Here is a 24,368-nt window from a genome sequence, read left to right on the forward strand (position 1 = left end):
TGGCGTGATGGGTGGTTTAAGCTGTGCAATCTCCTGTGAATGGCGGCGTTTCATCGCGCTTTACAGGTCGGTTTACGCCTTGTGGTGCCTGAGGCGAGTGTTTATGTCACCGTAAGTTTTTCAAACGTGTCCTGAAACACGAATTTAATTGGGGAGAGTTCATGACGGCAGACGGCCAGTGGCTGACATTTCTCGCTCTGTTGCTGCCGTTTGCAGCCGCCGCCATCGCACCAGTGCTGACAAAAGCGCTGAAACACAACGCGGCATGGGTGCTGGCCCTGGCCCCCGCTCTCATCTTTCTTCATTTCACAGGCTTTGTCGGAACGATCTCTGGTGGAGAGACATTGGCCGGGGGCTATGTGTGGATCCCGAGCCTGTCGGTCGATTTCTCCTGGTTTCTCGATGGTCTCTCCGTCACCTTTGCGCTGCTGATCACGGGCATAGGCGCGCTGATCGTGCTCTATTCAGGCGGTTATCTGAAGGGGCATGAGCATCAGGGACGCTTTTTCTCCTTCATCCTGATGTTCATGGGATCCATGCTGGGCCTCGTCGTGGCCGATTCCTTCCTGACCCTGTTCGTTTTCTGGGAATTGACCTCGATAACCTCGTTCCTGCTGATCGGCTTCGACCATTCGCGTGAAGCCTCCCGGCGTGCAGCACTGCAGGCGCTTGTGGTGACGGGGCTTGGCGGGCTTTCGCTTCTGGCCGGCCTTCTGGTGATCTGGAGCGCTACGGGCGTTACCTCCATGTCGGCGCTGCTCGCAAGCGAAAGCGCGCTGCGCGATGCGCCGCTTTACATGGCCGCGCTGGTTCTGATTCTTGGCGGCGCGTTTACGAAATCGGCGCAGTTCCCGTTCCACTTCTGGCTTCCCAACGCGATGGAAGCGCCGACGCCCGTTTCGGCCTATCTGCACTCGGCCACGATGGTGAAGGCGGGTGTCTATCTCCTGATGCGCCTCAATCCGGTGCTGGGCGACACTGCGGCATGGGAGACGATCCTGCCCGTCTTTGGCGGCACCACGCTGCTCGTCGGCACGCTTCTGGCGGTGCGCCAGACGGATTTGAAGCTGATGCTGGCCTATACGACCGTTGCCTCGCTCGGCCTGCTTGTCATGCTGACGGGTGTCGGCTCGGAGAAGGCTGTTGAGGCGGCGGTGCTCTACCTCGTGGCGCATTCCATGTTCAAGGGCGCGCTCTTCATGGTGGCGGGCCTGGTGGACCATGAGTCCGGCACCCGCGACATCACGAAACTGGGTGGCCTGCGCAAGGCGATGCCGATCACCTTTGCCGCTGCGGTTCTGGCTGCCTCGTCGATGGGTGGCGTTCCGCTGTTTTTCGGCTTCCTCGCCAAGGAGGAAATTTACGCCGGTCTCGGTTTTGCCGATGGCTGGACCACGCTGCTCACACTGGTGGCGCTCGCGGGCAACGGCCTGATGTTCGCCATCGGCTTTGCCGTGGCGCTGAAACCGTTCCTCGGCGCGAAGGCTGAAACGCCCAAACATGCCCATGAAGGGCCGATCCTGCTCTGGCTCGGGCCTCTCGTTCTGGCGGGACTGGGGCTGGTCTCGGCCCTGCTTTCAGGCGTGAGCCACGAACTCGTCAGCAGTCCGATGTCGACGGCCGTTCTCGGCGAACCCGTAACGGTGACGATCTCGACCGTGCCGCATATCGGCCTGCCGCTCGCACTCTCGGTGTTAACCGTGGCGCTGGGCATTCTGGTTTTCATCATGCTGGGGCAGGGGCGTGCCACCATGGCCGGCCTTCTCGCCGCCATCGGCTGGGGGCCGGACAAGGGCTTCGACCAGGTGATGCGCGGCCTGACGCGTCTGTCTTTCCGCGTCACCAACATCATCCAGAATGGCCGCCTCGACTACTACATGACGGCGACATTCATCGCTGTCACCGTCGCTGTTCTGGTCCCTATGGGGCTTTACGATGAATGGCCCGCGGCGCCGCAGTTTCCAAGAATGCCGTTCTATGAATGGACAGTTCTGCTGATTGCGCTGATCGGGCTTGGTGCGGTGATTTATGCGCGTGACCGGCTGACCGCCATTGTCTCCCTCGGCATTCAGGGATTTGCGGTCGCGCTGATCTTCATGCTGCTTGGCGCTCCGGACCTCTCCTTCACCCAGTTCATGGTGGAGACGCTGTCCGTCGTCATTCTGGCCCTTGTCATGACGCGGCTGCGCCTGTCGCCGACCGATCATCGTCCGACGGGCGAAAAGCTGCTCGACATTGCCGTGGCAGGAACGTGCGGTGCGGCACTGGGGCTGATGCTGCTGCGCGTGACGCAGGTGCCGTTCAACACCGAGCTCAGCGATTTCTTCTCGCAATATTCCCGCGTGATCGCCCATGGCCGCAACATCGTGAACGTGATCCTCGTCGACTTCCGCGGAACGGATACGCTGGGCGAGATCGCCGTGGTGATGATCGCCGGCCTTGCCATTCTGGCCCTGGTGCGCATCCGCAGCGTGAAGCCGCTGGCCGACAACAAAGAGGAGCGGTGAGATGCGCACACTGATCTTCCGAACCGTCGCCCCCTATCTTACGAGCCTGATGATCCTGTTTTCCGTGTTTGTGCTTCTGCGCGGACACAATGAGCCGGGGGGCGGGTTTATCGGAGGGCTGATCGCTGCGTCGGCCTTCGCGATCTACGGTATCGCCTGCGGCGTTTCACCAGTGCGCCGCGCACTCTATTTCCACCCCATGGCGATCTCGGGGTTCGGATTGCTGGTGTCGGCGATTTCGGGCTGGCTGTCCTTCGCCTTCGACGTACCCTTCATGACAGGGCTCTGGGCCAAGGTGAGCGTTCTCGGTGTCCCCGTGGACCTCTCCACGGTTCTGTTCTTCGACATCGGGGTTTACCTCGTCGTCCTTGGCTCGATCACCTCGATTGCGCTCGCCCTTGAAGAAAGGGAGCATGGATAATGGAAGTCGCCCTCTCCTTTGTCGTCAGCGTGTTCTTTGCCGTTGCCATTTATCTCATGCTGTCAAAGCACATCATTCGCATTCTCCTGGGGGTATCGATCTTCGGCAATGCGGTGAACCTGTCCATCTTCACGGCTGGCCGGCTGATGCGTGAGGTTCCACCGATCATTCCCGAAGCGCTGCAGACACCGGAGGTCGCGACGGCCAATCCGCTGCCGCAGGCGCTGGTCCTGACGGCGATCGTGATCTCGTTCTCGCTCTTCGCCTTCCTGCTGGTTCTGGCATTCCGCGCCTATCAGGAACTGGGAACGGACGACACGGACGGAATGCGCGTTGCCGAACCCGAGGGCGAGCCGATGCCCCCGCTTGGATACTGAGACACCGATGGCCGCTGAAACGATCGATATTTCCAACGCAATGGTGACAGAGCCGACAGTGCTGGGCGACTGGATGCTGGTGGCCCCGATCGGGGTGCCTATCCTGTTCGGCGCAGTGCTGCTCATGGTTCGTCATGAAACCCGGCTGCATGCGGGCATTGCCATTGCGGGGCTGCTTCTGACGCTGGCCGCGAATGCGGCACTCCTTTTGCAGGTGCTGGCGGACGGGCCGCAGGTGATGACCATGGGGCGCTGGCTGCCGCCCTTCGGCATATCCTTTACCGCGGATGCGCTCGGCGCTTCGCTTGCCTTTGTCGCCACGCTGGTCGCAACTGTCTGCGCGCTCTATGCGATGAAGGACATTGGCGCGACCGGCCGTCGCTATGGCTTTTACCCGTTCCTGATGCTTCTTATGGCGGGTGTCGGCGGGTCGTTTCTGACGGGCGACATTTTCAATCTCTATGTCTGGTTCGAGGTGTTTCTGATCTCGTCCTTCGGTCTTCTGATCCTCGGATCGACCGACCGCCAGCTCGACGGCGCAACCAAATACGCCATTCTTAATCTGGTAGGCACGACGCTGTTCCTGACCGCGACCGCCTATCTTTACGGTACGTTCGGAACGCTCAACATGGCCGACATTGCGCGCAGGGCCGGTGCCATGCGCGAGAGCGGGCCACTGATGACGCTGACCGTCCTCTACCTGCTTGCCTTCGGCATGAAGGCCGCCGCTTTCCCAGTCAATTTCTGGCTTCCCGCCTCCTATCATACCCCTCGCATCGTTACGGCGGCGCTGTTTGGCGGCGTGCTGACCAAGGTTGGCGTTTATGCGCTTCTGCGCGTTCTGGTGATGCTGTTCCCCGTCGAGCGGGCGGAGCTTTCCGGCGTCATCGCCTGGGTGGCCGCGGGCACGATGGTGCTCGGCATCATGGGCGCGATCGCGCAGTCTGATATACGCCGCGTTCTGGGTTTCGTGGTGATTTCCGGCGTCGGCATGATGCTTGCGGGGCTCGCATTGGGAACCGAGACGGGGCTGACGGGGACGATCCTCTATGCGTTCCATTCCGTTCTGGCGATGACGGCGCTTTATCTTCTGGCCGGCGTGATCAAGGAGCTTGGCGGGAGCTATTCGCTGCATGAACTGGGCGGCCTCTACCGTGCCTACCCGGCAATGGGGGCTTTCGCGCTTGTTCTCATGCTTGCCGTGGCAGGACTGCCACCGGCATCCGGTCTGTGGCCGAAAGTGCTGCTTGTACGGGCTTCGCTGGAAGCCGGCTGGCCCTGGCTCTCCTTCGCCATTCTGCTGACGGGGCTCCTGACCACGATCGCCCTCGGGCGCGTCTATATCCTGGCGATCTGGCGCAACAGGCCGCAGGGGGCTCCGTCTGATGAGGTTGCGGGCGCCCCCGGCTATGGATACGCTTCAATGACCCTGCTGTGCGTCCCGATTGTCCTGCTTGGCGTTTATCCGGAACCGTTCATCCGGGTGGCCGAGGCTGCCGCTGCCGGGCTCCTGGATGCATCGGGTTATATTGGTGCGGTGTTCCCCGCGGAGGCAGCGCAATGAGACTGTCCCTGATCAACATCATCCTGGCGCTGATCTGGACCGCGGTGAGCGGTTCCTTCACCCTGCCGAATTTCATTTTCGGTTTTCTCCTCGGTGCCGCTGCGCTTTACCTTATCCGCGAACAGGTCGGGTCGCTGGGGTATTTTGCGCGCAGCATGCGGGTGGTCTCGCTCGCGCTTCTTTTTCTCTACGAACTGGTGCTATCGGCCTGGCGGGTCGCTCTTCTCGTCCTGTCGCCGAAAATGGACCTGAAGCCAGGTATCTTTGCCTATCCGCTCAAGGTCGACAGGGATTTCGAGATTACGCTTCTGGCAAACCTGATCACGCTGACGCCGGGGACCCTGTCTGTCGACGTTTCGGAGGATCGCCGCTTTCTCTATGTCCATGCGATTGACTGCTCTGACCCTGAGGAACTGCGGCGCGACATTGCCGAAGGTTTTGAACGAAAGATCATGGAGGCGTTTCGATGAGCGCCAGCGAAGAATTTCTCGTCTTTGCCGAGTTTATCGCACTCGCATTGCTGAGCCTGTCTTTCCTGCTGACGGTTGTTCGCGTCCTGGTGGGACCGAGCCTGCCCGACCGCGTTCTCGCCCTCGACATGCTGGTGACAATCGCCATTGGCTTCATAGCGGTGATCGGCATTCGCACCGGGTTCACGCTTTATCTCGATATCGCCATCGCTCTGGGGCTTGTCGGCTTTCTCGCAACCGTGGCGTTTGCCCGCTTCGTTCTCAGTCGGCGTTATGAGCAGGAGTTTGTGAAGCGCGATACGCTCGGCATTTACGGCGACAAGGAGCAGTGATGAGCGACGTGTTCAACATACTCACAGGCCTGCTCATCATTATTGGCGCAGCCTTCACGCTGATCGCCGCAGTTGGCATATTGAGATTGCCGGATCTGTACACGCGCATGCACGCAGCATCCAAGGCGGGGACGCTCGGATCGGGGCTGATGCTTATCGCACTGGCAATCTTTGCGCAGGACCAGGCCATTGTGACGCGTGCGCTGGCGGCGGTGGTTTTCTTTCTGCTTACCGCGCCGATATCTGCACATCTTCTGGCCAAGGCCGCCTACGCGGCAGGCTACAGGCTCTGGGGGCAGTCGGTACACGACGAGATGGCAGGTCCTGAGGGTGCCACCTCGCTTCCGGGCGAAGACAAAAGAACTGAAGAAGAATAGAGAAGAGTTTTTCTTCTAATATTCTTTTTCAGTTTAGCATGACATGCCTTGCCGGGTGAAAGATGCCGACCGGTGCGATTTCATGAGTTTTGCATGGGTTCGGGCGTCTCTGTCCATGCTCCTATCTCCGATTGTTACGCTATGCGCGGAAAAATTGATAAGGTCGACTTAGATTAACGCCCAGTTTAAGATCGAATTCACCTGATTTTTGGAATGAATTTCGATTTTTTGAGATGGGATAAACAATCTGACTTCGCCTTCTGATAGTATTAATTTGAAATTGTGAGTTGACCGGCAGGAGGAAAAGAACGATATGATTGCGGCTTGTCGGGAATCGATCAAAAAATGCCTGAAGAACTAAAGATTCCTACAGACACCTCATCACTGGCGGCATGAGGTTGTGGTTTTGAATTTACGTTGGGGCAAGGTAACGAAATGAACGAAGAATCTGTAAAAAACGATGATACTCTTATTGAACTGACCGCAGATGTCGTTGCTGCTTATGTCAGCAACAATCCTGTTCCTGCATCCGAACTTTCCAATTTGATTGCGGACGTTCATGCAGCGCTCGGTCGAGTGAGCGGCACTCCGGAGGCTCCGCCTGCTGAAAAGCAGAAGCCGGCTGTAAACCCGAAACGCTCTGTACATGAAGACTATATCATCTGTCTTGAGGACGGGAAAAAGTTCAAGTCGCTAAAGCGTCACCTGATGACGCACTACGGTATGACGCCGGAGCAGTACCGGGAAAAATGGGGGCTGGACGCCAACTATCCGATGGTCGCTCCGAGCTATGCCGTGGCACGCTCGAAACTCGCCAAACAGATGGGCTTAGGGCGCAAGCGCAAGGAAAAATAGCGTTTGGCGCGTGACGCCAGCGTGGTTTCCTTGGATCGGCGGCGCAATCTGCGCCGCTTTTTTTTGATCCGGGCCCACAGTTTGCGATGCGGGCAGGCCGTGCGGTTGCGTGTCGCCCGTTCAGTGGTGACGCGGAGCGTTTTGCGCCTCGTTCGACGCCAGGCGCTTGAGCGCCTGGCTGAGAGCTATGTGGCGGTTGAGGTCGTAGCTCCAGTGGTTGCGCGCACCCTTCAGGCGCTCGCGCTCGATCAGCCGTCTCAGGCGACGAAGAATGTTGATGCGCTCAGCGCCCGAGCTTTTCTGCGCCTTTTGCAGATCCAGTCCGCCTGTCAGGAACAGCGCTGCTGTTTGCCGCGCATTCTCATAGCGCTGCCGCTTGGCTTCGCGGAAGGCCAGGCTCTCCTGTTTTATCGATGTCATGCTCAACCCTTTTTGTCGTGAGCGACAACTATGCGGGCCGTGGGAGGGGCGGGGATAAACCGGGGTTGAAAATTGCAGGCCGGCTTTACTTCTTCCGTGATTTCAAACCCTTGCAGGATTTCAACGAATTATCTGTTCGTAATTTGTTCCCGGGTATGGATGTGTAGGGTATAAGAATTTATTCCTCTTTCCTGTGAAGGGATAAAGCCTGTGCATTCAAACGCTGCCAAATCATCGGAACAAAGAGAAGGGCGGATCGCAACGCCTGGAGAACAGCCGCCCGCAATGCTGCATCGCCGTTTGAGTCCGGTCGCGGAGGAGCGTGTCGGGGAGGTTTGCGAATGTGTTCTCGACATCGTTGCCGCGCTCTTCAACGTGAGTGGGCGTGAGCTGCGCGAAACACGGCGCTCGTCGACCAGTGTAACGCGTGTGCGGCAGATCGGCATGTACGCTGCACATGTCGTTCTTGGGCTCAACATGACCGAGGTGGGGCGCGGTTTCGGGCGCGACCGAACAACGGTCCAGTACGCCTGTCATATCATCGAGGACATGCGTGACGACGAGGAGTTCGACCGGATTGTCTTGATGACGGAACGCATCACTGCCGCTGCGTTCCGCAACATGGAGCTGCGTTGACATGGCTGTATTCAAGGAAGAGGTGCGCCATGCGCGCGAACGCCGGCGCTGCCTGCGGTTTCTGCAGAAGGGGCCGGCCTGGCAACAGCGCGGCGCAAAGGGGGGATGCGTGCTGCTCGACGGCGGTGAGCGGGGCACGGTTTCGGTATCTCTTGCCGTGCTGGGAGCGCTGGAGAAGGATGACCTCCTGCGTCGCACTGAGGGTAAGGTCGCGTTGAGTGCCGCAGGTGTCGCCTGCGCGCGGCGGCTGGCAGCGCGCCGGGATCCCTTCAGGGGCCAGCATTGGGAGATCGAACGCAGGGTTCTGCGGCAGGGATCGGAGAAGGAGATCGTTTCGGCGACACTCAGCGAATCTCCGCTTGCGCAACTGGCGCGCCGACGGACGCGCAACGGCGAGCCCTTTCTGACCCGGGCGGAATTCGACGCCGGAGAAAAACTGCGCGCGGATTATACCCGCGGGCAGATCATGCCGCGGCTGAGCGCGAACTGGATCGCGACCGTTTCAGCGGGCAAGCGGGGTGCGGGGGCCGGGGGTGGCGTGGAACTCACAGACGCTGCTCTGGCCGCGCGTCAGCGTGTCGACTGCGCGCTCGATGCCGTCGGGCCGGAACTGTCCGGTGTCCTCGTCGACATCTGCTGCTTCCTGAAGGGATTTGAGCAGGTGGAAACGGAAAGAGGCTGGCCCGTTCGCTCGGCCAAGGTGGTGCTGAAAACCGCGCTTGGCGCGCTCGCGCGGCATTACGAACCATCTGCCGGGGTGCGGGGCGACAAATCTCGTCCCATCCTGCACTGGGGAGTGGAGAACTATCGGCCAAAGCTCGCCTGAAAGTCCTGGCCCCGGGCAGGCAATCAGCCTGCCGCGGGCGCGACTTCGGTGGCTTCGTTCCGAATGCGCTGAACCATCGACCGCAGCCCGTTGGCCCGCTGGGGTGTGAGGTGCTCGTCAAGACCGAGTTTGCGCATCACGTTTTCAGCGTCGATCGCCAGGATTTCGCTGGCGCGCCTGCCGGAAAACAGAAGCATCATGATGGCGACGAGACCGCGTACGATGTGGGCGTCTGAATCGCCTCTGAAGGTCAGCACGGGGTCGTCGCCGTCTCCTCGCTCGGTGTGCAGCCACACCTGGCTGACACAGCCGCGCACCCGATGGGCCTCGTCGCGCGCGGCTTCGGGATAGGGTTCCAGGCCGTTGCCGAGGTCGATGATATAGCGGTAACGCTCTTCCCAGTCGTCCAGGAAGGCGAAATCGTCGTAGATGGTGTCGATCGTGATGCTCATTAAGCCGGATATAGTGATTGTCCGGCCGTTCGTCACGGAAAACCTTTGTTTGCCGCCAAAAGCCGCCAATGATCTATTGATCGTGACCGGCGGGGTGCTCGGCAACGCTTCCGGTTGTCAGGGGCACGTCCGTTATGCCTGCAGTGGCCTCTGCCGAACCCTCTGCCGGCTCTTCGAGCATCTCGTAGGCAAAACGGGCGCTTTCGCGGGCGCGCGCGCCGATCGTTTGAAGGGCGGCACGTCCGGTCGCACAGACCTCGGGCTTGCGCTCACAGATGCCGACCATGTCGCTGATGGCCTCGCGCGCTGCACCCAGCGCCTGCAGGGCGCCGACCTGCGGTGTTTCCGTGCCATCCTCGCTGCCGGTTCCGCCGATCGGCAGCAAAAGCAGCACCAGTGAAAGCCAGAAGATCGACCGAATAAGAAAGCCCATGACGTCCAGTCCCGTTTTCTGCCCCTTGGGGCGTCCCTGGCAAATATCCTGTCATGGCCATGCCAAGGAGCTCTTGAGATTTTTCCTAAAATTGAAGGCAAACTTTTTAAAAGTTCGGAAATGTTGACCTTTGAAGCAAACCTGTCTCAAACCCGCGGAATACCGATTACGCTTCGTTGGGCATCTAATGAATTGGTGCGGTTGATCTTTTTCTTCGGCATGGCCGAATTCTGCGGTTTTCAGCGTGACTGTTTCTACGGCCATTTTGTTCAGCGCGCGTTAACCATGACGACATTCATCCGCGTTTGACGGGCTGATTTCTTCCTTTTTTGCGCTTGTCGTCCGCCCCTCGGCGCCTGCGCTTATCCTTTCCTTAAACGCTCGGTGCGAGTCTCGGCAGGAACAAGAACCCGCCGAACGGACAAAGCAAGAGCGCGTCGAGTTGAGTTCACGAGTAGCATCATATCAAGAATGGCCGGCAGCCCTTTCTGCCGCATGCGAAAGGCTGATTCATCCCAGTGTCGAACACGGGGTGGAGCGTTCGCGCCAGTTGCGGCTGGCGGGTGTGCTCTTTACGGCACCCTTCCTGTTCGCGGGAGCGGTCGCACTTCTTCTTGCCGGAACGGTCGGCTTCGCCCAGACGCTGGCGCTCGCCAGCGCGGGATTTGCGGTTAGCTGGCTGACCGCGGCGGGTCTGCTTGCCGGCGGGCGGCGGACGTGGATTGAAGGGCTGGCGCTTGGTCTGGGGCTTGCTGCCGTCAGCGCCGTGATCGTCCTTTCGGGCGGGGTTGCTTCTCCCATGACGGCCATGGCCGGTGCTCTTGCGGCGGAGTGTTTCTGGATTGCGCGAACGCGGCGTGCTGCCCTCACGGGCTGCGCTGCCGGCGCTTTGGCCCTTGCGCTGGCCGCCTCCGGCGGGGCATTGAGCTTCGGGTTCCAGTCATCGCTGCCGCTGGCAGCCCATTGGCTGATCCCCCTTGTCTATGCGGCAACGCTCGCCCTGCGCTTCGGCACAACCGGGGCGACGCAGAAGGGCCTCGAGGCGCCGTCACAAGAGACAGGCATCGAGGCGCGGATGAACGCGCTCGTGCTGCGCCTTAATGGCACCGGCGATGTGATGGATGCGTCGTGCCAGGCGGAACGTGTCCTGAATGTCCGGTCCGACATTCTCCTCGGAAACGGCTTTTTCGAGCGCATTCATGTGGGCGACCGCGTTGCCTATCTCTGTGCCGTGTCGGAATTGACCGATGGTGCCGACCGGCGCGCGATCAGCATCCGCCTGCGCATGCCCGCCGAGGGTGACGCGTTCCGTGCTCCCGGTTACAGGCAGTTCGGTGTCGAGCTTTTGAAGGAGGGCGACGCCGGGCAGATCGTCGCCATTGTCCGCGACGAAAGCGAACGGGCAGAACTGGAGCATGATGTGGCGCGGGCGCGGGAAGAGGCGCGCATCGCAAAGGTTGAGAGCAAGCGCATGCTGGCCGCTGTCAGTCATGAACTGCGCACGCCGCTGAACGCGATCCTCGGATTTTCCGACACGCTTCAGACGGAGATATTCGGGCGCTTTTCCAATGACCGGCAGCGCGAATATGTGCGACTCATTCATGAGGCCGGTGAGCATCTGCTTTCGGTCGTGAACTCGACGCTGGAAATCTCCAAACTGGAGGCAGGCACCTATACGCTGCACCCGGAAGCGTTCAGCTTTTCGGAGGCGGTGGACGCAAGCGTGGCGTTCGCCAAGGCGGATGCAACTGCCCGTTCCGTTGATGTCGATGTGGCTGTTGCGGAGAATGTTGGCGTCGTCTATTGCGACCGGCGTGCGGTGCAGCAGGTCTTGATAAATCTTCTGTCGAACGCCGTGAAATTCTCGCACGCCCATGGCCGCGTCCAGGTCACAGCCGAACGGTCCGGCAATCGCCTGGATTTCAGCGTCACCGACAACGGTGTCGGCATCGCGGCCGATGATCTGGAGCGGATCGGCGAGCCGTTCGCCCAGGTGCGAAATGACGAGACAAGGCATGTTGAAGGAACGGGCCTTGGCCTAGCGCTCGTGAAGGGGCTTGTGAGCCTGCAGGGCGGTGGTATGACGATCGACAGCGCGCCCGGCGAAGGCACGCGCGTAAGCATTTCGCTGCCGGTTGGTGTTGGCGCGGAAAAGGATGAGAATGGCCGGGGTGGCAAACCGGTATCTGACGATGAGTGGAGTCATGAAGAATACCGCAAGACGGCCTGAACCGGAGGTCACGTTTGGAACTCTGCTCCGCGCCGGGCTTGCCGGCGTCGGAATGGCAATCGTGCGCAATCCGGTGGCAGTCGGTGGCGCGACGGCTTTTGCCGTCGCCTTCTCCTTCGTTTCGGCAAACGCGCTCTGGTACCAGCCGCATTTCCACTCGGGCGCGCTGATTTCAACGCGCACGCCCGCCTTCACGGATACCCGGAGCGGGCCGGCATCTGAGCGGCCCGCCGTGCCAGCGGTGCCGGCAGTGATCACCGAAACACCCCGCCAGGCGCCACGTGATGTGGCGCCCGATCAGGATACGACCGGCGCGATCCCGGTCGAGCGTCCAGACGAGGTGGCGGGAGGCGATCCGACCATACGCCAGGTGCAGACAGTGCTGCAGGAGCTGGGATTATACCGCGGCACGATTGATGGCCTTGAAGGGCCTGCAACCCGCACGGCAATTGGCAATTATCGCCGTATCGTGGATCTGGATCCGTCGCCGATGGTCGATGAGGCGCTGCTGCGTCAGCTCGGTCTCGCGGCGGTACAACCTGTCGGCCACACGCCGCCCGCGTCTGCAGCGCCCTCCATGCCGCAGGTGCTGCCGACGCCGACGCCGCGACCGGCCTATCAACGCCCGGCGGCAACCCCGCTGAGCGTGGAGCGGGAAGCTGCGCAGGTGCCGGTGCGGGCGGCGGAGGTTCCGCAGCCGCGTGTTCAGACGGCGTCACTTGATACGGATGAAGCCGACCCGACCATCATGCGCGTGCAGGCCGGTCTGAAAGCGTTCGGCAATGACGGGATCGAGGTTGATGGTGTTCTCGGGCAGGACACCCAGGCCGCCATCCGCGAGTTCCAGAGCCTTTTCGGTCTTCCGGTCAGCGGGCGACCGGATGAGGCATTTCTGGCCAAGATGCGCGAAGTTGGCCTGACCAACTGAGGTGAGCGCGGACGTCGTCGGCAGATCATTTTTCCGCAGGAACCGAGGAGGCGCTTCGCGTGCGTCTGACCAGCGAATTCTGGGTTTCAGCCCTGACAAAGCGGCTCTTCGCCGAGGGCGGGTTCGCGACGGTCCTGCAAAAGGGCGCGCGCGAGGCCGGAACCGTATACATTCTGTTGCGCAATCGCCTCGGCCAGCAGGCGCTTTATGGTCCTGCAGCGCAGGCGGTCTATGACGAGGCCCGGCCCAATGAGCGGCGCTTTGCATTGATTGCGCGGGACGATGAGGAAGCCATCAACAGGCGCCTTGAGCGGGAGCGCCGTTTCGACCCCGACTTTTGGCTCGTCGAGATCGAAGTGACGGACCTGGACGAGGCGGAACGCTATTTCGAGATTGCGGCCGGCTGACCAGCGTGCCCAGGATGGCTGGCACCTGTCCGCCAGTCGTTCAGCGTCTGGCGCGCGGCGTCTGGAGACAGAACCATGTAGCGCTCGAGAAAGAAGCCGATGGCGCTGCGCTGCGAAAACAGTCCGGGAAAAGCCGTCGCGGAAAGAAGGAAAGCTTCCGCATCACCCAGCTCCAGCGCTTTCAGGGCAATGATGAGCTCTCCGTAGGTTGGAAAACCGGTGATCTCGCGAGCCGCCTGAAGCGTAATTCCAAGAACCGAAGACAGGGCGTTTTCGAATGCATCCTGTTCGCCGGAAAGAGCTGCCGCACGAAGAATCCGCCCGGCATCGCCAGCGGATGGGCGTTCAGCGCCGTTGCTCTGCCAGCCGAGCGGGGCCTGCGAATTGGCGGCTCGCATGATGAGACGCAGGCGGTTGCGCACGTCCGCTTCAGCGGCACTGTCGCCAGTTTCCGTCTGGCTGTCCGTCTCGGCAATCTGTGCCGTGAGCGCACGGGTGAGCGCCGCAATCGCCGGATTGAGATCCGTCCTGCGTCCGATGACACGGGCATGGGCTTTGCCATGCCGGGCGATAAGACCGATCAGATCGACGTCCGACAGGGCCGGTGAGCGTATCAGAAGTGACGCGGAAATCTCCGCGGGCTCGTCTGCGAGCTTCTTGAGCAGGCCCTGCGGCGGGGTTCTGCATTCTGAAAGGACAGCGGCCGCGTAGCGGCGCGTTTCGGCGGAGATCAAAGGGTAGAGGGGAAGGGCAAGATCATCCAGCTGCGCGATTTCGCGCCGTGTCGGACGTGTGAGCGACACGAACGCGGACACCGCGGCGCGAAACAGCCGCTCGGGTCTTTGCGCTTCCCCGCCAGAAGCCAGTTGCCTGAATACAGCGGACGACACGCAGACCAAAACCTCCGAAACGCGACTGGTTACAAGATACCCCACCGGTGCTGCACCTGGAGCACCGATGATTGATGAGATTTACACCCATTCCCTTAGCAAGCTGTTAACCGGTTTCTTTAGACTTCCGTTCAGACTCTCCGGTTCTGCCCCGGTTGATGGGTTTGCCTGTCGATGGGAGGTAACCAAACGTTAACCATGTGCTGCCTTACTGGAAGGAGGAGGCGTTGCGTACCACTCCATCACCGAAAGGGACGCGATGTCATGGCTACGATACTGAGCTTTGCAGCGGCAGCGAAACGATCGTCATCGGCTGCACCAAAAAGACGGACTGCCGGCGCTTCGATCATCATTTTTCCCGGCGTGCGCTATGAGAGACGACCGGACGGTGGTCCCGACACCGGTGGAGACGACCGCCCGCACGATGTCCGCCGACGCTCGACTAAGGGTTAGAGCCCAGGTCCGGACCCTGGCGTAGGAACGCGACCGCTGGCACACTGGTATTGTCCGGTGCGCTGCCGTTGAGGCGGCTGGCTGAAGAGCGTGACAGATTTACAGTGTCTCGCAGCGAAGACCCTTAAAGAACCGCTCCACGATGATCCGCCAGCTTCCGTCAGGAACGAAGACGCGGATCACAACCATGCCTTCCCCTATATCCGTCTGGGCGATCAACGAAGTTGCGAGTGTTTCGGGAACCCCCTTGCGCAACTCCAGCAACTGGGCGGCGTTCACGATCAGCGCATCCAGTCCCCGGTTGGTGGCGCTCCGGTCGTTCGCATTGAACACGTTGAATCCGTCCCGGTCGTATACCGAGAACGACCAGAACGGCACGCGCTCGTCCGCGGTGATGCGGACCATTCCGTTTTCCAGATCAAAGCGGCAGGCTGCCGTATCGAAGAACGGATTTTGCGTTTCGGCGAGCAGTGGGTTGGCATTGCCTTCGCCCAGACGGATGAATGCGTAGGGATCACCTTCCTCTGCCATCGCCGACCAGACATCGCGCTCTGAATAGGTGGGAAGCAGGAACAGGATGGCGATGTGAACGGCGGCGGCGCCGAACAGGCCAAGCAGGAGCACATGAAGGAGCCTAAACATCGCACTCCATCCGGGTGATGCCGGGCAGGCTCGTTTCGCCAACGCGGGCGCCCGTGGATATGGGCGTATCCACCAGGGTGAGAACCAGTTCCATGGGGCCGGTTCCGGCAACGGCCAGCCAGTTTTCAGGCTGGGGGGCGGGCGAAACCACGATCTTCAGGGGCGGGCCGTGGCGCCAGAGGAGGCTGCGGGAATGAAGCGCCGAAGAAAAGCGGGCGGGCGCCGAAAGGATCTGCCTGTTCTCACCGATGGCATGCAGGGTGAAGAACCGGGTGGGCGGGAGATCGCCCTGAAGCTGATAGGTGCACTGGCGCAGGAGAGGGCGCCCGGCGCTGTCTGAACCCGCAACAAGGACGATGCCTTCCGCCTGGCCAAGGCTGAGCTGGCCCAGACGCGTGCTTCTCGCCCGGGAATAGGGATCGGCGTCGTGTGTGCCCTGCCTGGGAAAGGTGACCCATGGGCCGATTTCCACGGAGCCGATTGTCCGCGTCGATTCGAGCGCCAGCCACGCGCTGCCGGCACCGCCGCCAAGCGCGATGAGCAATACGAAGGCCACGAAGATTAGGGTTTTCAGCATACGTGTTCCGGCTGGCCACGGACGCTTCCGGATACTTCAACTCGAACGGGAGGTTCAAGCGTTTTGAGGTATGCCTTGCGCAGCATTACAGGGCGGACAGGGTTTCGTTGGAGGCGGGTTTGCGCAGGCGCGGTGCGGCCTCGAAATCCTTTGAAAGTCCCTTCAGGAAGAGTGAGGTTCGCGCCGAGAGTGCCAGAGGAAGCGTTTCGCTTTCCTGGCGGTCCCCGGCGCCTTCTTCGCTGGCGGTCTCCACCGCGTCCGTCTCGATGCGCATCGGCCCCTCGATGCCCGGCAGGGGTTTGATCTCGACGTTTTGATGTGCGTAGGCCATCAGGCGCTGCCAGACCATGGCGGGCAGGGAGCCGCCGGTCATGCGCCTTGTGGCGTGGAAGTCGTCGTTACCGAGCCAGACGGATGCAACATAGTTTCCGGTGTAACCGACATACCAGCCGTCGCGGTAGGACTGGGTGGTGCCGGTTTTGCCTGCGGACCGCGTCATCGGCAGGGCCGCGCGGCGGCCGGTGCCCTGTTCGGGAACCAGGATGAGCATCTGGTTCATGGAGGCGGCCGCCTTTTGCGAAAGCACGCGGCGCGGTGGCGGAGCATCGCGGCCATGATCATAGATGAGATTGCCCGAATGGGTCATCATCTGGACAATGCCGAAGCGCCTGTCGGCATAACCGCCATTGGCAAAGACGGAATAGCCGGTTGCCTGATCGAGCGCGGTCATGCCTGACGTGCCCAGCACCATCGTCTTGTGGCCGTTGAGCGGCGATTCGATGCCAAACGACTTGATCAGGGAAATGATCGGATCGATGCCCAGATGGTCACGGGCAAGCCGCACGGGAACGGTGTTGTAGGACTTGATCAGAGCGCGCGTCAGCGTGACGCGGCCGGCATAGCTACGCCCGTAATTGCGCGGGGACCAGCTGCCCCATGAGATCGGGCCATCGGAAATGACGGAATCGGGATCGAAACCGTTCTCCATCGCCACCGCATAGACATAGGGCTTGAAGGACGAACCGGTCTGACGCTCGGCCTTCGTGGCGCGGTTGAACTGGCTCGCGCCATAGTCGCGGCCACCGACGATGGCACGCACCGCGCCCTCCGTATCCATGAGCACGATGGCGCCTTCGGAAACGTCATAGTCCTTGCCGTACTGGCGCAGATGAAATTCGAGCGATTCTTCCGCGGCTTTCTGGAGGTTGGGATCGAGCGTGGTGCGGGCAACGAGGGAATGGGTGGCGCTGCGCGGGACCACCCGTTTGACCTCTTCAAAGGCCCAGTCGAGGAAATAGTCGGGCGTATCGGCGCCGTCACGGTCGACGGCGGTTGCCGGATGCAGGCGGGCGGAGAGAATCTGCCCCTCGCTCATGAAACCGGCCTGCACCATGTTGGTGAGAACCTCGTTGGCGCGTGCACGCGCCGCCGGAAGGTTCACATGCGGCGCGTAGCGGGCGGGTGCCTTGAAGAGGCCTGCGATCATCGCCGCTTCAGAGAGGCTGAGATCCTTGACCGGCTTGTCGAAATAGAAGTCCGCGGCTGCGGAAATGCCGAACGTCCCACCGCCGAGATAGGACCGGTCGAGGTAGTATTGCAGGATTTCGGTTTTCGACAGGTTCATCTCCAGCCAGATCGACAGGAAGGCTTCCTTGACCTTGCGTTCGAGCGTTCGCTCGTTGGAGAGAAACAGGTTTTTGGCAAGCTGCTGGGTGAGCGTCGAGCCGCCCTGAACGACGGAATTGGCGCGCACATTCTCGGTGAGTGCACGGGCAAGGCCCAGAAAATCGATGCCGAAATGGTTGAAGAAGCGCCGGTCTTCCGTGGCCAGAACGGCCTTGATCACATGGTCGGGAAGCTCGTCGACAGGCACGGAATCGCGCTGAATGATACCGCGCTGGCCGATTTCATTGCCGTAGCGGTCAAGAAACGTGACGGCGTAATCGTCCTGCGCGCGCCAGTCGCCCGCGGTTTCCTCGAAGGCGGGCATGGCGAGCGCCAGCATCACGACCGACCCGACCGCTCCCAGCGTGGCACCCTCGCTGAAGATTTCGACCACGGCGCGCCTGGCACCGTAGACGCGGAAGCGGCGGAAGAAGATCGTCACGCTTTCCCATAACTCGGCGAGCTTGAAGCCCGCTTCGTAAAGCGTGGAATCGATCCAGGCGTCGAGCGCCAGCAATCTGGTCGCCCGCGGCGCCTTGCTCTGCCGTTTTTCGCGCGGCATTTTCACCCAAACTCCCGTCCGGCCATTCGCGGCCAACCCGTTCGAATCCGTCCTGCGGAACCGCCAGCCGGACACGACCCCACATCGTTTTCCGGCATGTATTGGCCATTCTAGCGGATTGCTCTGTGAGTTTCTTCGCATTTCCGCCGCTTCCGCAAGGGAATTTCGCCGAAATGGCTAACGGATGGGCTGCGTATGGAAAAATATAGGAAAAAATTCTTGACAGCGTAACGGTTCGCCGGTAGGGTTCATGCATGGTCGCAGAGTTGCGGCGTTTCGAGGCGGGTCCTTTGACGGGGGCGCGCCTTTTTTGTTTTCGGACATGGATGGACACTATGGGCAAGATGGGTGCGGCCGATCTGATGGCGGTGCGCGCGCTTCGTGAAGGTGCGCCGCCTTCTTTTGAACTGCTGGCACTGGCAAGCGGCCGCTCGGAGCGGCTTTTGCGCAAGCGGGCGCAGGAGGAAAAATGGGGGTCGCCAGACGATCCGGCGCTGCCGCCATCGATTGAGCGGACGCAAAGCATGATCGGGATGCTCTTCAATCAACTCCAGCGGGCAATCGAGGATGCGGTTCATCGCGATCTTTTCGACAAGGGGCGGATCGAAGGCCTCGGTTCGATGCTCAAGATCGTGGAAAAGATGAACGAAATTGCGATCGAGCAGCAGGACATGAATGGAAAGCACGCCCCCAGCGATGAAGAAATGGCCGCCGCACTCGAACGCATTGACGACCGGATCCGCTGCCTTGCTTCAGAGCTTGCAGAAAGGATGGGCAAGGCTGAACCTGCCGGAAGGGCTGGCACACGCCATTGAACGCGAATGGCTCGGGGTTGCGCGATTGGCGCAGTATCCGCTCGGTTCGATTTTCGACAGCTGGCTGGTTATGGGCGGTCGTGGCGCCGGCAAGACCAGGCTGGGCGCGGAATGGGTGAATGCGCTGGTGCGGGGTTTGCCCCCCTTCGCTGGCGGGATGCGATACGGCCGGCTGGCCCTGATCGGCGAAACGCTCTCTGACGCACGAGAAGTGATGGTGGAGGGGCCTTCGGGAATTCTGGCGATCTCGCGGCGTGCTCGCCCGCGCTTCGAGGCGAGCAGGCGGCGCATCGTGTGGGAGAATGGCGCGGTGGCGCAGCTTTTTTCTGCCGAGGACCCGGACAGTCTGCGCGGGCCGCAATTCGATGCGGCATGGTGCGACGAGCTGGCCAAATGGAGACAGGCGGATGCGACATTCGACATGCTCCAGTTCGGCCTGCGACTGGGGGAACGGCCAAAGCAGCTTCTGACCACGACGCCGAAGCCGATCTCGCTGATCCGCAGGCTGATGGACGATCCGCATGTGACGGTGACGCGCATGCGCACGGACGAAAACCGGGACAATCTGGCGCCGGGCTTCATCCGGGCGATAAGAGCGCGCTATGCGGGCACGCGGCTTGGGCGGCAGGAACTCGACGGCGAACTGATCGAGGATCGGCCTGACGCACTGTGGACGCGGGCGATGCTGGAGACGGCCGGGATTTTTGAGCATTCAGGTGAACTGAAACGCATTGTCGTTGCGGTCGACCCGCCGGCGGCGTCCAGTCGCAGTTCGGACGCCTGCGGGCTGGTGGCGGCGGGGCTCGATGCGGCAGGCCGTGGCGTGGTTCTGTGCGACGAGACGGTCAAGGGGGCCAAGCCACAGGAATGGGCTGCACGCGCGGTGGCGCTCTATCATCGGCTTGAGGCCGATTGCCTCGTGGCCGAGGTGAACCAGGGCGGCGAAATGGTGGCGACGGTCATTGCCACGGTGGATGCAAACGTGCCGGTGAAGGCGGTGCGGGCAACGCGGGGCAAGTGGCTGCGGGCCGAGCCGGTGGCCGCACTTTATGAGCAGGGGCGGGTGCGCCATGCGGCGCGCTTTCCCGAGCTTGAGGACGAGATGTGCGATTTCGGCCTCGACGGGCTCTCGGGCGGGCACTCGCCGGACCGGGTGGATGCGCTGGTCTGGGCCTTGAGCGAACTCATGCTTTCGAACCGGCGGGAGCCGCGCGTGCGCGCACTCGGCTGAGCAGATAAAGAAACACGGATCGGGAAAATCACATGGCTTGGTATTGGCCCTGGGCAAAGCGTCCGGGAGGTGCTGTCGCGCCGGTTGAAACCAAACAGATGCATGCCGGCGGCTTCGTCGCGTTGCACCGGGAGGCGGAGGCGCGGTTTTCGCGGCGCGACTATGCCGCGATGTCGCGCGAGGGGTTTATGGCCAACCCGATCGCGCATCGTGCCGTGCGGCTTGTGGCGGAGGCGGCGGCGGCGATCCCCTGGCTGCTTTACGAAGGTGCGCGGGAGCACGACGCGCATCCTGTGCTGGAGATGATGGCGCGGCCCAACCAGCGCCAGGCGGGCAGCGGCTTCATGGAGGCGCTTTACGGGCATCTGCTTCTGTCGGGCAATGCCTATCTGCGCATGCTGGAAACGGGGACGGGCACGCGCGAACTGCATCTATTGCGGCCGGACCGGGTGTCGGTGGTGGCGGATGCGGGCGGCTGGCCGGTGGCACTGGACTACCGCGAGGGCAAGGCGCGCGAGCGTGTGCCGCTGGAAGCGGGTGCGGCGCTGCAACTCACCCTCTTTCATCCACTCGACGATCACTATGGTTTCGCGCCGCTGGGTGCGGCGCTGATGGCGCTCGACACGCACAACCAGGCGGCGCGCTGGAACAAGGCGCTACTCGACAACTCCGCGCGGCCTTCGGGAGCGCTGGTCTATGCGCCGAAAGAGGGCGGGAACCTTTCCGACGACCAGTTCGACCGGCTGAAGGTGGAACTGGAACAGGGCTATGCGGGTGCCGCGCGCGCCGGACGGCCGCTGCTTCTGGAAGGCGGGCTCGACTGGAAGGCGATGAGCCTTTCGCCGCGCGACATGGACTTCATGGCGGCGAAGAATGGCGCTGCCCGCGACATCGCGCTGGCGCTCGGCGTGCCGCCCATGCTGCTGGGCATTCCCGGCGACAACACCTATGCCAATTATCAGGAGGCGAACCGGGCCTTTTACCGCCTGACCGTACTGCCGCTTGTGGGGCGGGTGGCGAAGGAGTTTTCCGCCTGGCTCCAGCCGGTATTCGGCGCTGGCGTGCGGCTGTGGTACGACGCCGACGGCATCGAGGGGCTGGCCGCCGAGCGCGAGGCGCTGTGGAGCCGGGTGGGCGCTGCCGACTTCCTGAGCGACGAGGAAAAACGCCGGGCCGTGGGCTATGGCCCGCGCGGCGGGTGAGGCGAACTCAGAAGCAAACGGCAGCAAACCAATCTACGAACTCCATGAGATGAACGAGGTGTTTGAGCGTGCCGTGGACATTCTGAAGGAGGCGTCGGCACAAGATGCCGATCATCGATTGGTGATGGCCATCGTCTGCATGGAGACCTCGCATGGGTACTATGATCGATTGCACCCTCGGCCCAAGACGGTTTTGCCGATGAATGTCCATGTGTCATATTGGTTGGGCTTTGGCTGGAGTCGGGAAGATCTACAGGTTCCGGCGACCAATATTCGAGCCGGAGTGACTTTGCTGAAGCGTATATCAGAGCGGGTGAAAGAGCCTACGGTTGCAAAGGTTGCAACGCTGTACAACAATCTGTCAGCGGAGCAGGTTTCAGGCTATGGGGCTCGTGTTCAGAAAATATATGAAGAAGAGCCGTGGTGGGATTTGTAAGAGTATTTCTTTTGGGAAAATTTTAATATTTTCCCTTATTGGATCGGTTTTGATATCTATTTATATTGCTTATATAGCTCTGGATCACAACCCTCAATCTTCATATTGTGTTTCACGCGAGGGTTTTGATTGCAGATTTGGAGTTGGTTTTGGTTTTATTTATGATTTGGTGTCGAAGTCAGATTTTGTAGAGTGGGGTAGTCTTTTTTTATTGGTATTGTCTTGGTTCTTTGCTTCGTTCTCAATTTTGTTCATCGTTAGTTCTATGGTTTTGTGTCTCGTGCGGTATTTTCTCCGGCACACATAGGGCAGTGCCTTGATTGGCTCCCTTGCGGGGACCGCAGAACGCGGCCGGGAGAAAGACAGTGAATGTTCCAGACGCTTTTTCTCGCATGGCGCGCCATATGCATGCCGATGTGGAGCTTGTCGTTCGATCTGATGACGAACTGCCAGCCTATCTCGCCCGGTCCTTGACCGCGCAAGAAAAGGAAATTGCAGCCGGTTTTATCGAACGGTTGCTGGCGGCCGGGCTGAGCGATGAAGATCTGGTGAAAATCTGGTCGGAAACGGGCTCTGATTGCTACCTTCGCAAAGGGTATGCGGAGCTTTTTTATCGGAAGCTCCTGGAGGCACTGCGCGCCGGGTAGACTGGCGATGATCGGGAGGCGCTGTGGAGCCGGGTGGGGGCGACCGACTTCCTGAGCGACGAGGAAAAACGCCGGGCCGTGGGCTATGGCCCGCATGCGAGTGAGGCGCTTTATGGTGGATACGGAAATGCTTGCCGCCCGAATGCGCGGGGAGGCGGCATGGGTCCGGCTGCTGGCTGCTGCAGGGCGGCTGGAACGGGCACTGAAGCGCAACCCCAGATGGCATATTCAGCCGCGCGTTCCGGCGGGAAATCCTGGTGGCGGGCGGTGGACGGACGGGGGTGGGTCCGTTGTGGTGCCGGCAAGCGGGCGGGCATCGCGTATTGCGCGAATGCGCCGGCGCTATCCGGGCGCATCGCTCGCGCAGATCACGCGTCTCGAGATTGCTGTCAGTCAGGCTCGGTATCATGTGGGCCGTGTACGGCGGCTCGATCGGAATTGGCGCGGATCGACAAGCGCTACGTCCACCATACACGGTGAAATACTTCATTTCGAAGCTGTTGCTCGACAGGCGCGTGAACGATTTCACGAGCTGACCCGTGGGGCGGTTCCCGATTTTAATCCTCTCTGGGGACGCAAGCGGTTGCTGAAAGAGCTCTTTCGAAACGGGTACAGATTTGAGCGCAATGCCAAAAGTGGAAATGGTGTGATCTACCGCAACCAGCGTACCGGCGAGGCGGTTCGCATCATGGCAAGCCCCCGGGGGAATTCCCGCACTACAGTTGACGCGAAAATCCTTTCAAAATTCTACTATAGGTATAGGATGAGGGATGGCCTCAAGGAGCAGCCGCACACACCCATTCCTGACACCGATTGAGGCAGCGACCCATGAATATGATCGATGAAATCGGTGCAAGGATTCTGGCTTCGCTTGAGGAAAGCTGGGAGGACAATGTCTTTACTCTCATCAACACGGTGTACCATCCGCCTTCAAGCGCAGATGTGATCGAATACTGCAGTGCGATCAGGTATTTGAAGCAGAGAGAGCTCGTCAGTTTCTCGTGGAGGATACTCAGTCCCGGTGACTGTCCGAGTTTAACTGAAAGCGAGACCAGCGCCCTGCTGGAATCGTTGGAGGACTGGTTTGTACTGGGCGAAGACGGAAACTGGACATGTGGTAAGGGCGAAATTCGTACCACCGTCATTCCGCAACTTTTTATCGGCGAAGGCGGTGGAGCTGAACTGGCCGAAAAACTGGTCCATGATCGCGGGTTCGAATGGTGGATTCATGAATGATGAACACTGCGAACCGCCAGTGTAGCCGATCATGACCGCGATCGATGAAATCTGCGACCGTATTCTCGCCACGCTGGAGGAAAGTTGGGAGCAGAACATTTTTACCCTGATCAATACGGTGTTCGAGCCACCTTCCCGTAGTGATCTGGTTGAGTTTTGTGAGGCGGTTAGGTCTCTGCACCGGAAAGGACTTGCGCAGTTCTCGTGGGATACGGTGAAACCTGGCAGGTGTCCTCCCATGTCGGAGGCTGAAACTGTGGAGTTTCTGCGTTCCATGGAGAGCTGGTTTGTCCTTGCGGATGACGGCTACTGGACCTGCAGCAAGGGCGATTTTGGCAGAATGAACATTCCGCAGGTCGTCATCGGGGAGGCGGGTGCTCTTATCGGCCAGAAGCTCGAATATGAACGCGGGACTGAATGGTGGACCGCGCGCAGCCAGACGCTGGACCGCATCCTGTGCATTCTTCTGGCGGAGTGGAAGCCGGAACTGGTGGAGAATCTTACAAAGCTCGACCGCTCCTACACCGATCAGATGTGGACTTTTTACGGCTTGCTGGAAGATGGCGTTTCGGCGAAGGACCTGAAGTATCGCCTGCTTGCTGCGGAGCGCAGGCTTCCTGAGTTGGTGCCGAATCGAAAGAGGACCGATCGGCTGGCCGGGCAGTTGCTGCAAGTGGAGATTCCGGAAGACCGGTAGAACCCGCAATCGGTGTGATGACGGGTTGTGTTGCTCTCGGGTGCGGGGGGCGCGGATCGACAAGCGCCACGTCCACCATA

At 60.7% G+C, this 24,368-nt stretch carries 30 protein-coding genes; 23 read left to right on the forward strand and 7 right to left on the reverse strand.

Annotated features, from left to right (window positions below; genetic code table 11):
* Positions 1-161 precede the first annotated feature (161 nt).
* From KUG85_RS10350 to KUG85_RS10385, 8 genes are all read left to right on the forward strand, one after another.
* Positions 162-2,507 carry a putative monovalent cation/H+ antiporter subunit A gene (locus KUG85_RS10350; protein ID WP_223005110.1) on the forward strand — a complete coding sequence of 782 codons (2,346 nt, stop codon included), beginning with the start codon at positions 162-164 and terminating at the stop codon, positions 2,505-2,507.
* A 1-nt stretch (position 2,508) separates the two neighbouring features.
* On the forward strand, positions 2,509-2,928 hold the full coding sequence (locus tag KUG85_RS10355) for a Na+/H+ antiporter subunit B (protein ID WP_025030605.1): 420 nt from the start codon (positions 2,509-2,511) through the stop codon (positions 2,926-2,928).
* Entirely contained in the window at positions 2,928-3,305 is a 378-nt protein-coding gene (locus tag KUG85_RS10360; RefSeq protein ID WP_065818429.1) for a Na+/H+ antiporter subunit C, read from the forward strand. The genes KUG85_RS10355 and KUG85_RS10360 overlap by 1 nt, the downstream gene beginning before the upstream one ends.
* A 7-nt stretch (positions 3,306-3,312) precedes the next feature.
* A complete protein-coding gene (locus tag KUG85_RS10365) occupies positions 3,313-4,869 on the forward strand; it encodes a Na+/H+ antiporter subunit D (protein WP_223005269.1) in 1,557 nt (518 codons plus the stop codon).
* Entirely contained in the window at positions 4,866-5,339 is a 474-nt protein-coding gene (locus tag KUG85_RS10370; protein ID WP_065818427.1) for a Na+/H+ antiporter subunit E, read from the forward strand. The genes KUG85_RS10365 and KUG85_RS10370 overlap by 4 nt, the downstream gene beginning before the upstream one ends.
* Positions 5,336-5,671 carry a cation:proton antiporter gene (locus tag KUG85_RS10375; protein WP_025030603.1) on the forward strand — a complete coding sequence of 112 codons (336 nt, stop codon included), beginning with the start codon at positions 5,336-5,338 and terminating at the stop codon, positions 5,669-5,671. Before KUG85_RS10370 ends, KUG85_RS10375 begins: the two co-directional genes overlap by 4 nt.
* Positions 5,671-6,048 (forward strand): monovalent cation/H(+) antiporter subunit G, encoded by a 378-nt coding sequence (gene mnhG, locus KUG85_RS10380; protein ID WP_065818426.1) that lies wholly within the window; start codon positions 5,671-5,673, stop codon positions 6,046-6,048. Before KUG85_RS10375 ends, mnhG begins: the two co-directional genes overlap by 1 nt.
* Positions 6,049-6,483: 435 nt before the next feature.
* Complete coding sequence (locus KUG85_RS10385; protein WP_065818425.1) at positions 6,484-6,903, forward strand: MucR family transcriptional regulator; 420 nt, start codon at positions 6,484-6,486, stop codon at positions 6,901-6,903.
* 120 nt (positions 6,904-7,023) lie between these two features.
* Here KUG85_RS10385 and KUG85_RS10390 read toward each other — a convergent pair whose 3' ends face one another.
* Positions 7,024-7,323 carry a cytoplasmic protein gene (locus KUG85_RS10390; RefSeq protein ID WP_065818424.1) on the reverse strand — a complete coding sequence of 100 codons (300 nt, stop codon included), beginning with the start codon at positions 7,321-7,323 and terminating at the stop codon, positions 7,024-7,026.
* A gap of 17 nt (positions 7,324-7,340) precedes the next feature.
* Here KUG85_RS10390 and KUG85_RS10395 point away from each other — a divergent pair, with 17 nt between their 5' ends.
* From KUG85_RS10395 to KUG85_RS10405, 3 genes are all read left to right on the forward strand, one after another.
* Positions 7,341-7,490: a hypothetical protein gene (locus KUG85_RS10395; protein ID WP_223005111.1), complete on the forward strand. Its 150-nt coding sequence runs from the start codon at positions 7,341-7,343 to the stop codon at positions 7,488-7,490.
* A gap of 118 nt (positions 7,491-7,608) precedes the next feature.
* Positions 7,609-7,959: a helix-turn-helix domain-containing protein gene (locus KUG85_RS10400; RefSeq protein WP_007008414.1), complete on the forward strand. Its 351-nt coding sequence runs from the start codon at positions 7,609-7,611 to the stop codon at positions 7,957-7,959.
* Between the two features lies 1 nt (position 7,960).
* On the forward strand, positions 7,961-8,785 hold the full coding sequence (locus tag KUG85_RS10405; RefSeq protein WP_223005112.1) for a DUF6456 domain-containing protein: 825 nt from the start codon (positions 7,961-7,963) through the stop codon (positions 8,783-8,785).
* Between the two features lie 23 nt (positions 8,786-8,808).
* On the opposite strand, the gene KUG85_RS10410 is transcribed toward KUG85_RS10405, so the two are convergent.
* A complete protein-coding gene (locus KUG85_RS10410; RefSeq protein ID WP_223005113.1) occupies positions 8,809-9,237 on the reverse strand; it encodes a SufE family protein in 429 nt (142 codons plus the stop codon).
* A 73-nt stretch (positions 9,238-9,310) separates the two neighbouring features.
* Complete coding sequence (locus KUG85_RS10415) at positions 9,311-9,670, reverse strand: DUF5330 domain-containing protein (RefSeq protein ID WP_223005114.1); 360 nt, start codon at positions 9,668-9,670, stop codon at positions 9,311-9,313.
* A 120-nt stretch (positions 9,671-9,790) separates the two neighbouring features.
* Here KUG85_RS10415 and KUG85_RS10420 point away from each other — a divergent pair, with 120 nt between their 5' ends.
* The 4 genes from KUG85_RS10420 to KUG85_RS10435 all read left to right on the forward strand — a co-directional run bounded on the left by KUG85_RS10420 (position 9,791) and on the right by KUG85_RS10435 (position 13,235).
* Positions 9,791-9,979 (forward strand): hypothetical protein, encoded by a 189-nt coding sequence (locus KUG85_RS10420; RefSeq protein WP_223005115.1) that lies wholly within the window; start codon positions 9,791-9,793, stop codon positions 9,977-9,979.
* Between the two features lie 223 nt (positions 9,980-10,202).
* Positions 10,203-11,900 carry a sensor histidine kinase gene (locus KUG85_RS10425; RefSeq protein WP_255606351.1) on the forward strand — a complete coding sequence of 566 codons (1,698 nt, stop codon included), beginning with the start codon at positions 10,203-10,205 and terminating at the stop codon, positions 11,898-11,900.
* Positions 11,875-12,828, forward strand: coding sequence for a peptidoglycan-binding domain-containing protein (locus tag KUG85_RS10430; RefSeq protein ID WP_223005116.1), 954 nt, complete (start codon positions 11,875-11,877; stop codon positions 12,826-12,828). The genes KUG85_RS10425 and KUG85_RS10430 overlap by 26 nt, the downstream gene beginning before the upstream one ends.
* 59 nt (positions 12,829-12,887) lie before the next feature.
* On the forward strand, positions 12,888-13,235 hold the full coding sequence (locus tag KUG85_RS10435) for a DUF1491 family protein (protein WP_007008420.1): 348 nt from the start codon (positions 12,888-12,890) through the stop codon (positions 13,233-13,235).
* On the opposite strand, the gene KUG85_RS10440 is transcribed toward KUG85_RS10435, so the two are convergent.
* The 4 genes from KUG85_RS10440 to KUG85_RS10455 all read right to left on the reverse strand — a co-directional run bounded on the left by KUG85_RS10440 (position 13,211) and on the right by KUG85_RS10455 (position 18,024).
* Positions 13,211-14,125: a hypothetical protein gene (locus KUG85_RS10440; RefSeq protein WP_141686071.1), complete on the reverse strand. Its 915-nt coding sequence runs from the start codon at positions 14,123-14,125 to the stop codon at positions 13,211-13,213. The genes KUG85_RS10435 and KUG85_RS10440 overlap by 25 nt on opposite strands.
* A gap of 552 nt (positions 14,126-14,677) precedes the next feature.
* Positions 14,678-15,220, reverse strand: coding sequence for a DUF1254 domain-containing protein (locus tag KUG85_RS10445; RefSeq protein ID WP_223005117.1), 543 nt, complete (start codon positions 15,218-15,220; stop codon positions 14,678-14,680).
* Positions 15,213-15,797: a DUF1214 domain-containing protein gene (locus KUG85_RS10450; protein WP_223005118.1), complete on the reverse strand. Its 585-nt coding sequence runs from the start codon at positions 15,795-15,797 to the stop codon at positions 15,213-15,215. The genes KUG85_RS10445 and KUG85_RS10450 overlap by 8 nt, the downstream gene beginning before the upstream one ends.
* A gap of 85 nt (positions 15,798-15,882) precedes the next feature.
* On the reverse strand, positions 15,883-18,024 hold the full coding sequence (locus KUG85_RS10455; protein ID WP_223005119.1) for a transglycosylase domain-containing protein: 2,142 nt from the start codon (positions 18,022-18,024) through the stop codon (positions 15,883-15,885).
* A 335-nt stretch (positions 18,025-18,359) separates the two neighbouring features.
* Between KUG85_RS10455 and KUG85_RS10460 the strand changes: the two genes are divergently transcribed.
* From KUG85_RS10460 to KUG85_RS10495, 8 genes are all read left to right on the forward strand, one after another.
* Positions 18,360-18,839 carry a hypothetical protein gene (locus tag KUG85_RS10460; RefSeq protein ID WP_223005120.1) on the forward strand — a complete coding sequence of 160 codons (480 nt, stop codon included), beginning with the start codon at positions 18,360-18,362 and terminating at the stop codon, positions 18,837-18,839.
* Complete coding sequence (locus KUG85_RS10465) at positions 18,784-20,070, forward strand: DNA-packaging protein (RefSeq protein ID WP_255606352.1); 1,287 nt, start codon at positions 18,784-18,786, stop codon at positions 20,068-20,070. Before KUG85_RS10460 ends, KUG85_RS10465 begins: the two co-directional genes overlap by 56 nt.
* 32 nt (positions 20,071-20,102) lie before the next feature.
* Entirely contained in the window at positions 20,103-21,272 is a 1,170-nt protein-coding gene (locus KUG85_RS10470; protein ID WP_223005122.1) for a phage portal protein, read from the forward strand.
* Positions 21,253-21,708, forward strand: coding sequence for a hypothetical protein (locus tag KUG85_RS10475; protein ID WP_223005123.1), 456 nt, complete (start codon positions 21,253-21,255; stop codon positions 21,706-21,708). The genes KUG85_RS10470 and KUG85_RS10475 overlap by 20 nt, the downstream gene beginning before the upstream one ends.
* Positions 21,709-22,073: 365 nt before the next feature.
* Positions 22,074-22,355, forward strand: a complete 282-nt coding sequence (locus KUG85_RS10480) for a hypothetical protein (protein WP_223005124.1) — start codon at positions 22,074-22,076, stop codon at positions 22,353-22,355.
* Between the two features lie 112 nt (positions 22,356-22,467).
* Positions 22,468-23,172, forward strand: coding sequence for a hypothetical protein (locus KUG85_RS10485; RefSeq protein WP_223005125.1), 705 nt, complete (start codon positions 22,468-22,470; stop codon positions 23,170-23,172).
* An 11-nt stretch (positions 23,173-23,183) separates the two neighbouring features.
* Complete coding sequence (locus KUG85_RS10490; protein ID WP_223005126.1) at positions 23,184-23,591, forward strand: hypothetical protein; 408 nt, start codon at positions 23,184-23,186, stop codon at positions 23,589-23,591.
* Between the two features lie 31 nt (positions 23,592-23,622).
* Positions 23,623-24,288 carry a hypothetical protein gene (locus tag KUG85_RS10495; protein WP_223005127.1) on the forward strand — a complete coding sequence of 222 codons (666 nt, stop codon included), beginning with the start codon at positions 23,623-23,625 and terminating at the stop codon, positions 24,286-24,288.
* Positions 24,289-24,368: the final 80 nt, after the last annotated feature.

The sequence above is a fragment of the Nitratireductor rhodophyticola genome (assembly GCF_019891355.1).
Lineage (GTDB): Bacteria > Pseudomonadota > Alphaproteobacteria > Rhizobiales > Rhizobiaceae > Nitratireductor > Nitratireductor rhodophyticola.

Bases quoted from the DNA above. Each gene is read 5' to 3' on its own strand.
- KUG85_RS10350 (WP_223005110.1), top strand. From the start codon at position 162: ATGACGGCAGACGGCCAGTGGCTGACATTTCTCGCTCTGTTGCTGCCG.
- KUG85_RS10355 (WP_025030605.1), top strand. From the start codon at position 2,509: ATGCGCACACTGATCTTCCGAACCGTCGCCCCCTATCTTACGAGCCTG.
- KUG85_RS10360 (WP_065818429.1), top strand. From the start codon at position 2,928: ATGGAAGTCGCCCTCTCCTTTGTCGTCAGCGTGTTCTTTGCCGTTGCC.
- KUG85_RS10365 (WP_223005269.1), top strand. From the start codon at position 3,313: ATGGCCGCTGAAACGATCGATATTTCCAACGCAATGGTGACAGAGCCG.
- KUG85_RS10370 (WP_065818427.1), top strand. From the start codon at position 4,866: ATGAGACTGTCCCTGATCAACATCATCCTGGCGCTGATCTGGACCGCG.
- KUG85_RS10375 (WP_025030603.1), top strand. From the start codon at position 5,336: ATGAGCGCCAGCGAAGAATTTCTCGTCTTTGCCGAGTTTATCGCACTC.
- mnhG (WP_065818426.1), top strand. From the start codon at position 5,671: ATGAGCGACGTGTTCAACATACTCACAGGCCTGCTCATCATTATTGGC.
- KUG85_RS10385 (WP_065818425.1), top strand. From the start codon at position 6,484: ATGAACGAAGAATCTGTAAAAAACGATGATACTCTTATTGAACTGACC.
- KUG85_RS10390 (WP_065818424.1), bottom strand. From the start codon at position 7,323: ATGACATCGATAAAACAGGAGAGCCTGGCCTTCCGCGAAGCCAAGCGG.
- KUG85_RS10400 (WP_007008414.1), top strand. From the start codon at position 7,609: ATGCTGCATCGCCGTTTGAGTCCGGTCGCGGAGGAGCGTGTCGGGGAG.
- KUG85_RS10405 (WP_223005112.1), top strand. From the start codon at position 7,961: ATGGCTGTATTCAAGGAAGAGGTGCGCCATGCGCGCGAACGCCGGCGC.
- KUG85_RS10410 (WP_223005113.1), bottom strand. From the start codon at position 9,237: ATGAGCATCACGATCGACACCATCTACGACGATTTCGCCTTCCTGGAC.
- KUG85_RS10415 (WP_223005114.1), bottom strand. From the start codon at position 9,670: ATGGGCTTTCTTATTCGGTCGATCTTCTGGCTTTCACTGGTGCTGCTT.
- KUG85_RS10420 (WP_223005115.1), top strand. From the start codon at position 9,791: ATGTTGACCTTTGAAGCAAACCTGTCTCAAACCCGCGGAATACCGATT.
- KUG85_RS10430 (WP_223005116.1), top strand. From the start codon at position 11,875: ATGAAGAATACCGCAAGACGGCCTGAACCGGAGGTCACGTTTGGAACT.
- KUG85_RS10445 (WP_223005117.1), bottom strand. From the start codon at position 15,220: ATGTTTAGGCTCCTTCATGTGCTCCTGCTTGGCCTGTTCGGCGCCGCC.
- KUG85_RS10450 (WP_223005118.1), bottom strand. From the start codon at position 15,797: ATGCTGAAAACCCTAATCTTCGTGGCCTTCGTATTGCTCATCGCGCTT.
- KUG85_RS10455 (WP_223005119.1), bottom strand. From the start codon at position 18,024: ATGCCGCGCGAAAAACGGCAGAGCAAGGCGCCGCGGGCGACCAGATTG.
- KUG85_RS10460 (WP_223005120.1), top strand. From the start codon at position 18,360: ATGGGCAAGATGGGTGCGGCCGATCTGATGGCGGTGCGCGCGCTTCGT.
- KUG85_RS10470 (WP_223005122.1), top strand. From the start codon at position 20,103: ATGGCTTGGTATTGGCCCTGGGCAAAGCGTCCGGGAGGTGCTGTCGCG.
- KUG85_RS10475 (WP_223005123.1), top strand. From the start codon at position 21,253: ATGGCCCGCGCGGCGGGTGAGGCGAACTCAGAAGCAAACGGCAGCAAA.
- KUG85_RS10485 (WP_223005125.1), top strand. From the start codon at position 22,468: ATGGTGGATACGGAAATGCTTGCCGCCCGAATGCGCGGGGAGGCGGCA.
- KUG85_RS10490 (WP_223005126.1), top strand. From the start codon at position 23,184: ATGAATATGATCGATGAAATCGGTGCAAGGATTCTGGCTTCGCTTGAG.
- KUG85_RS10495 (WP_223005127.1), top strand. From the start codon at position 23,623: ATGACCGCGATCGATGAAATCTGCGACCGTATTCTCGCCACGCTGGAG.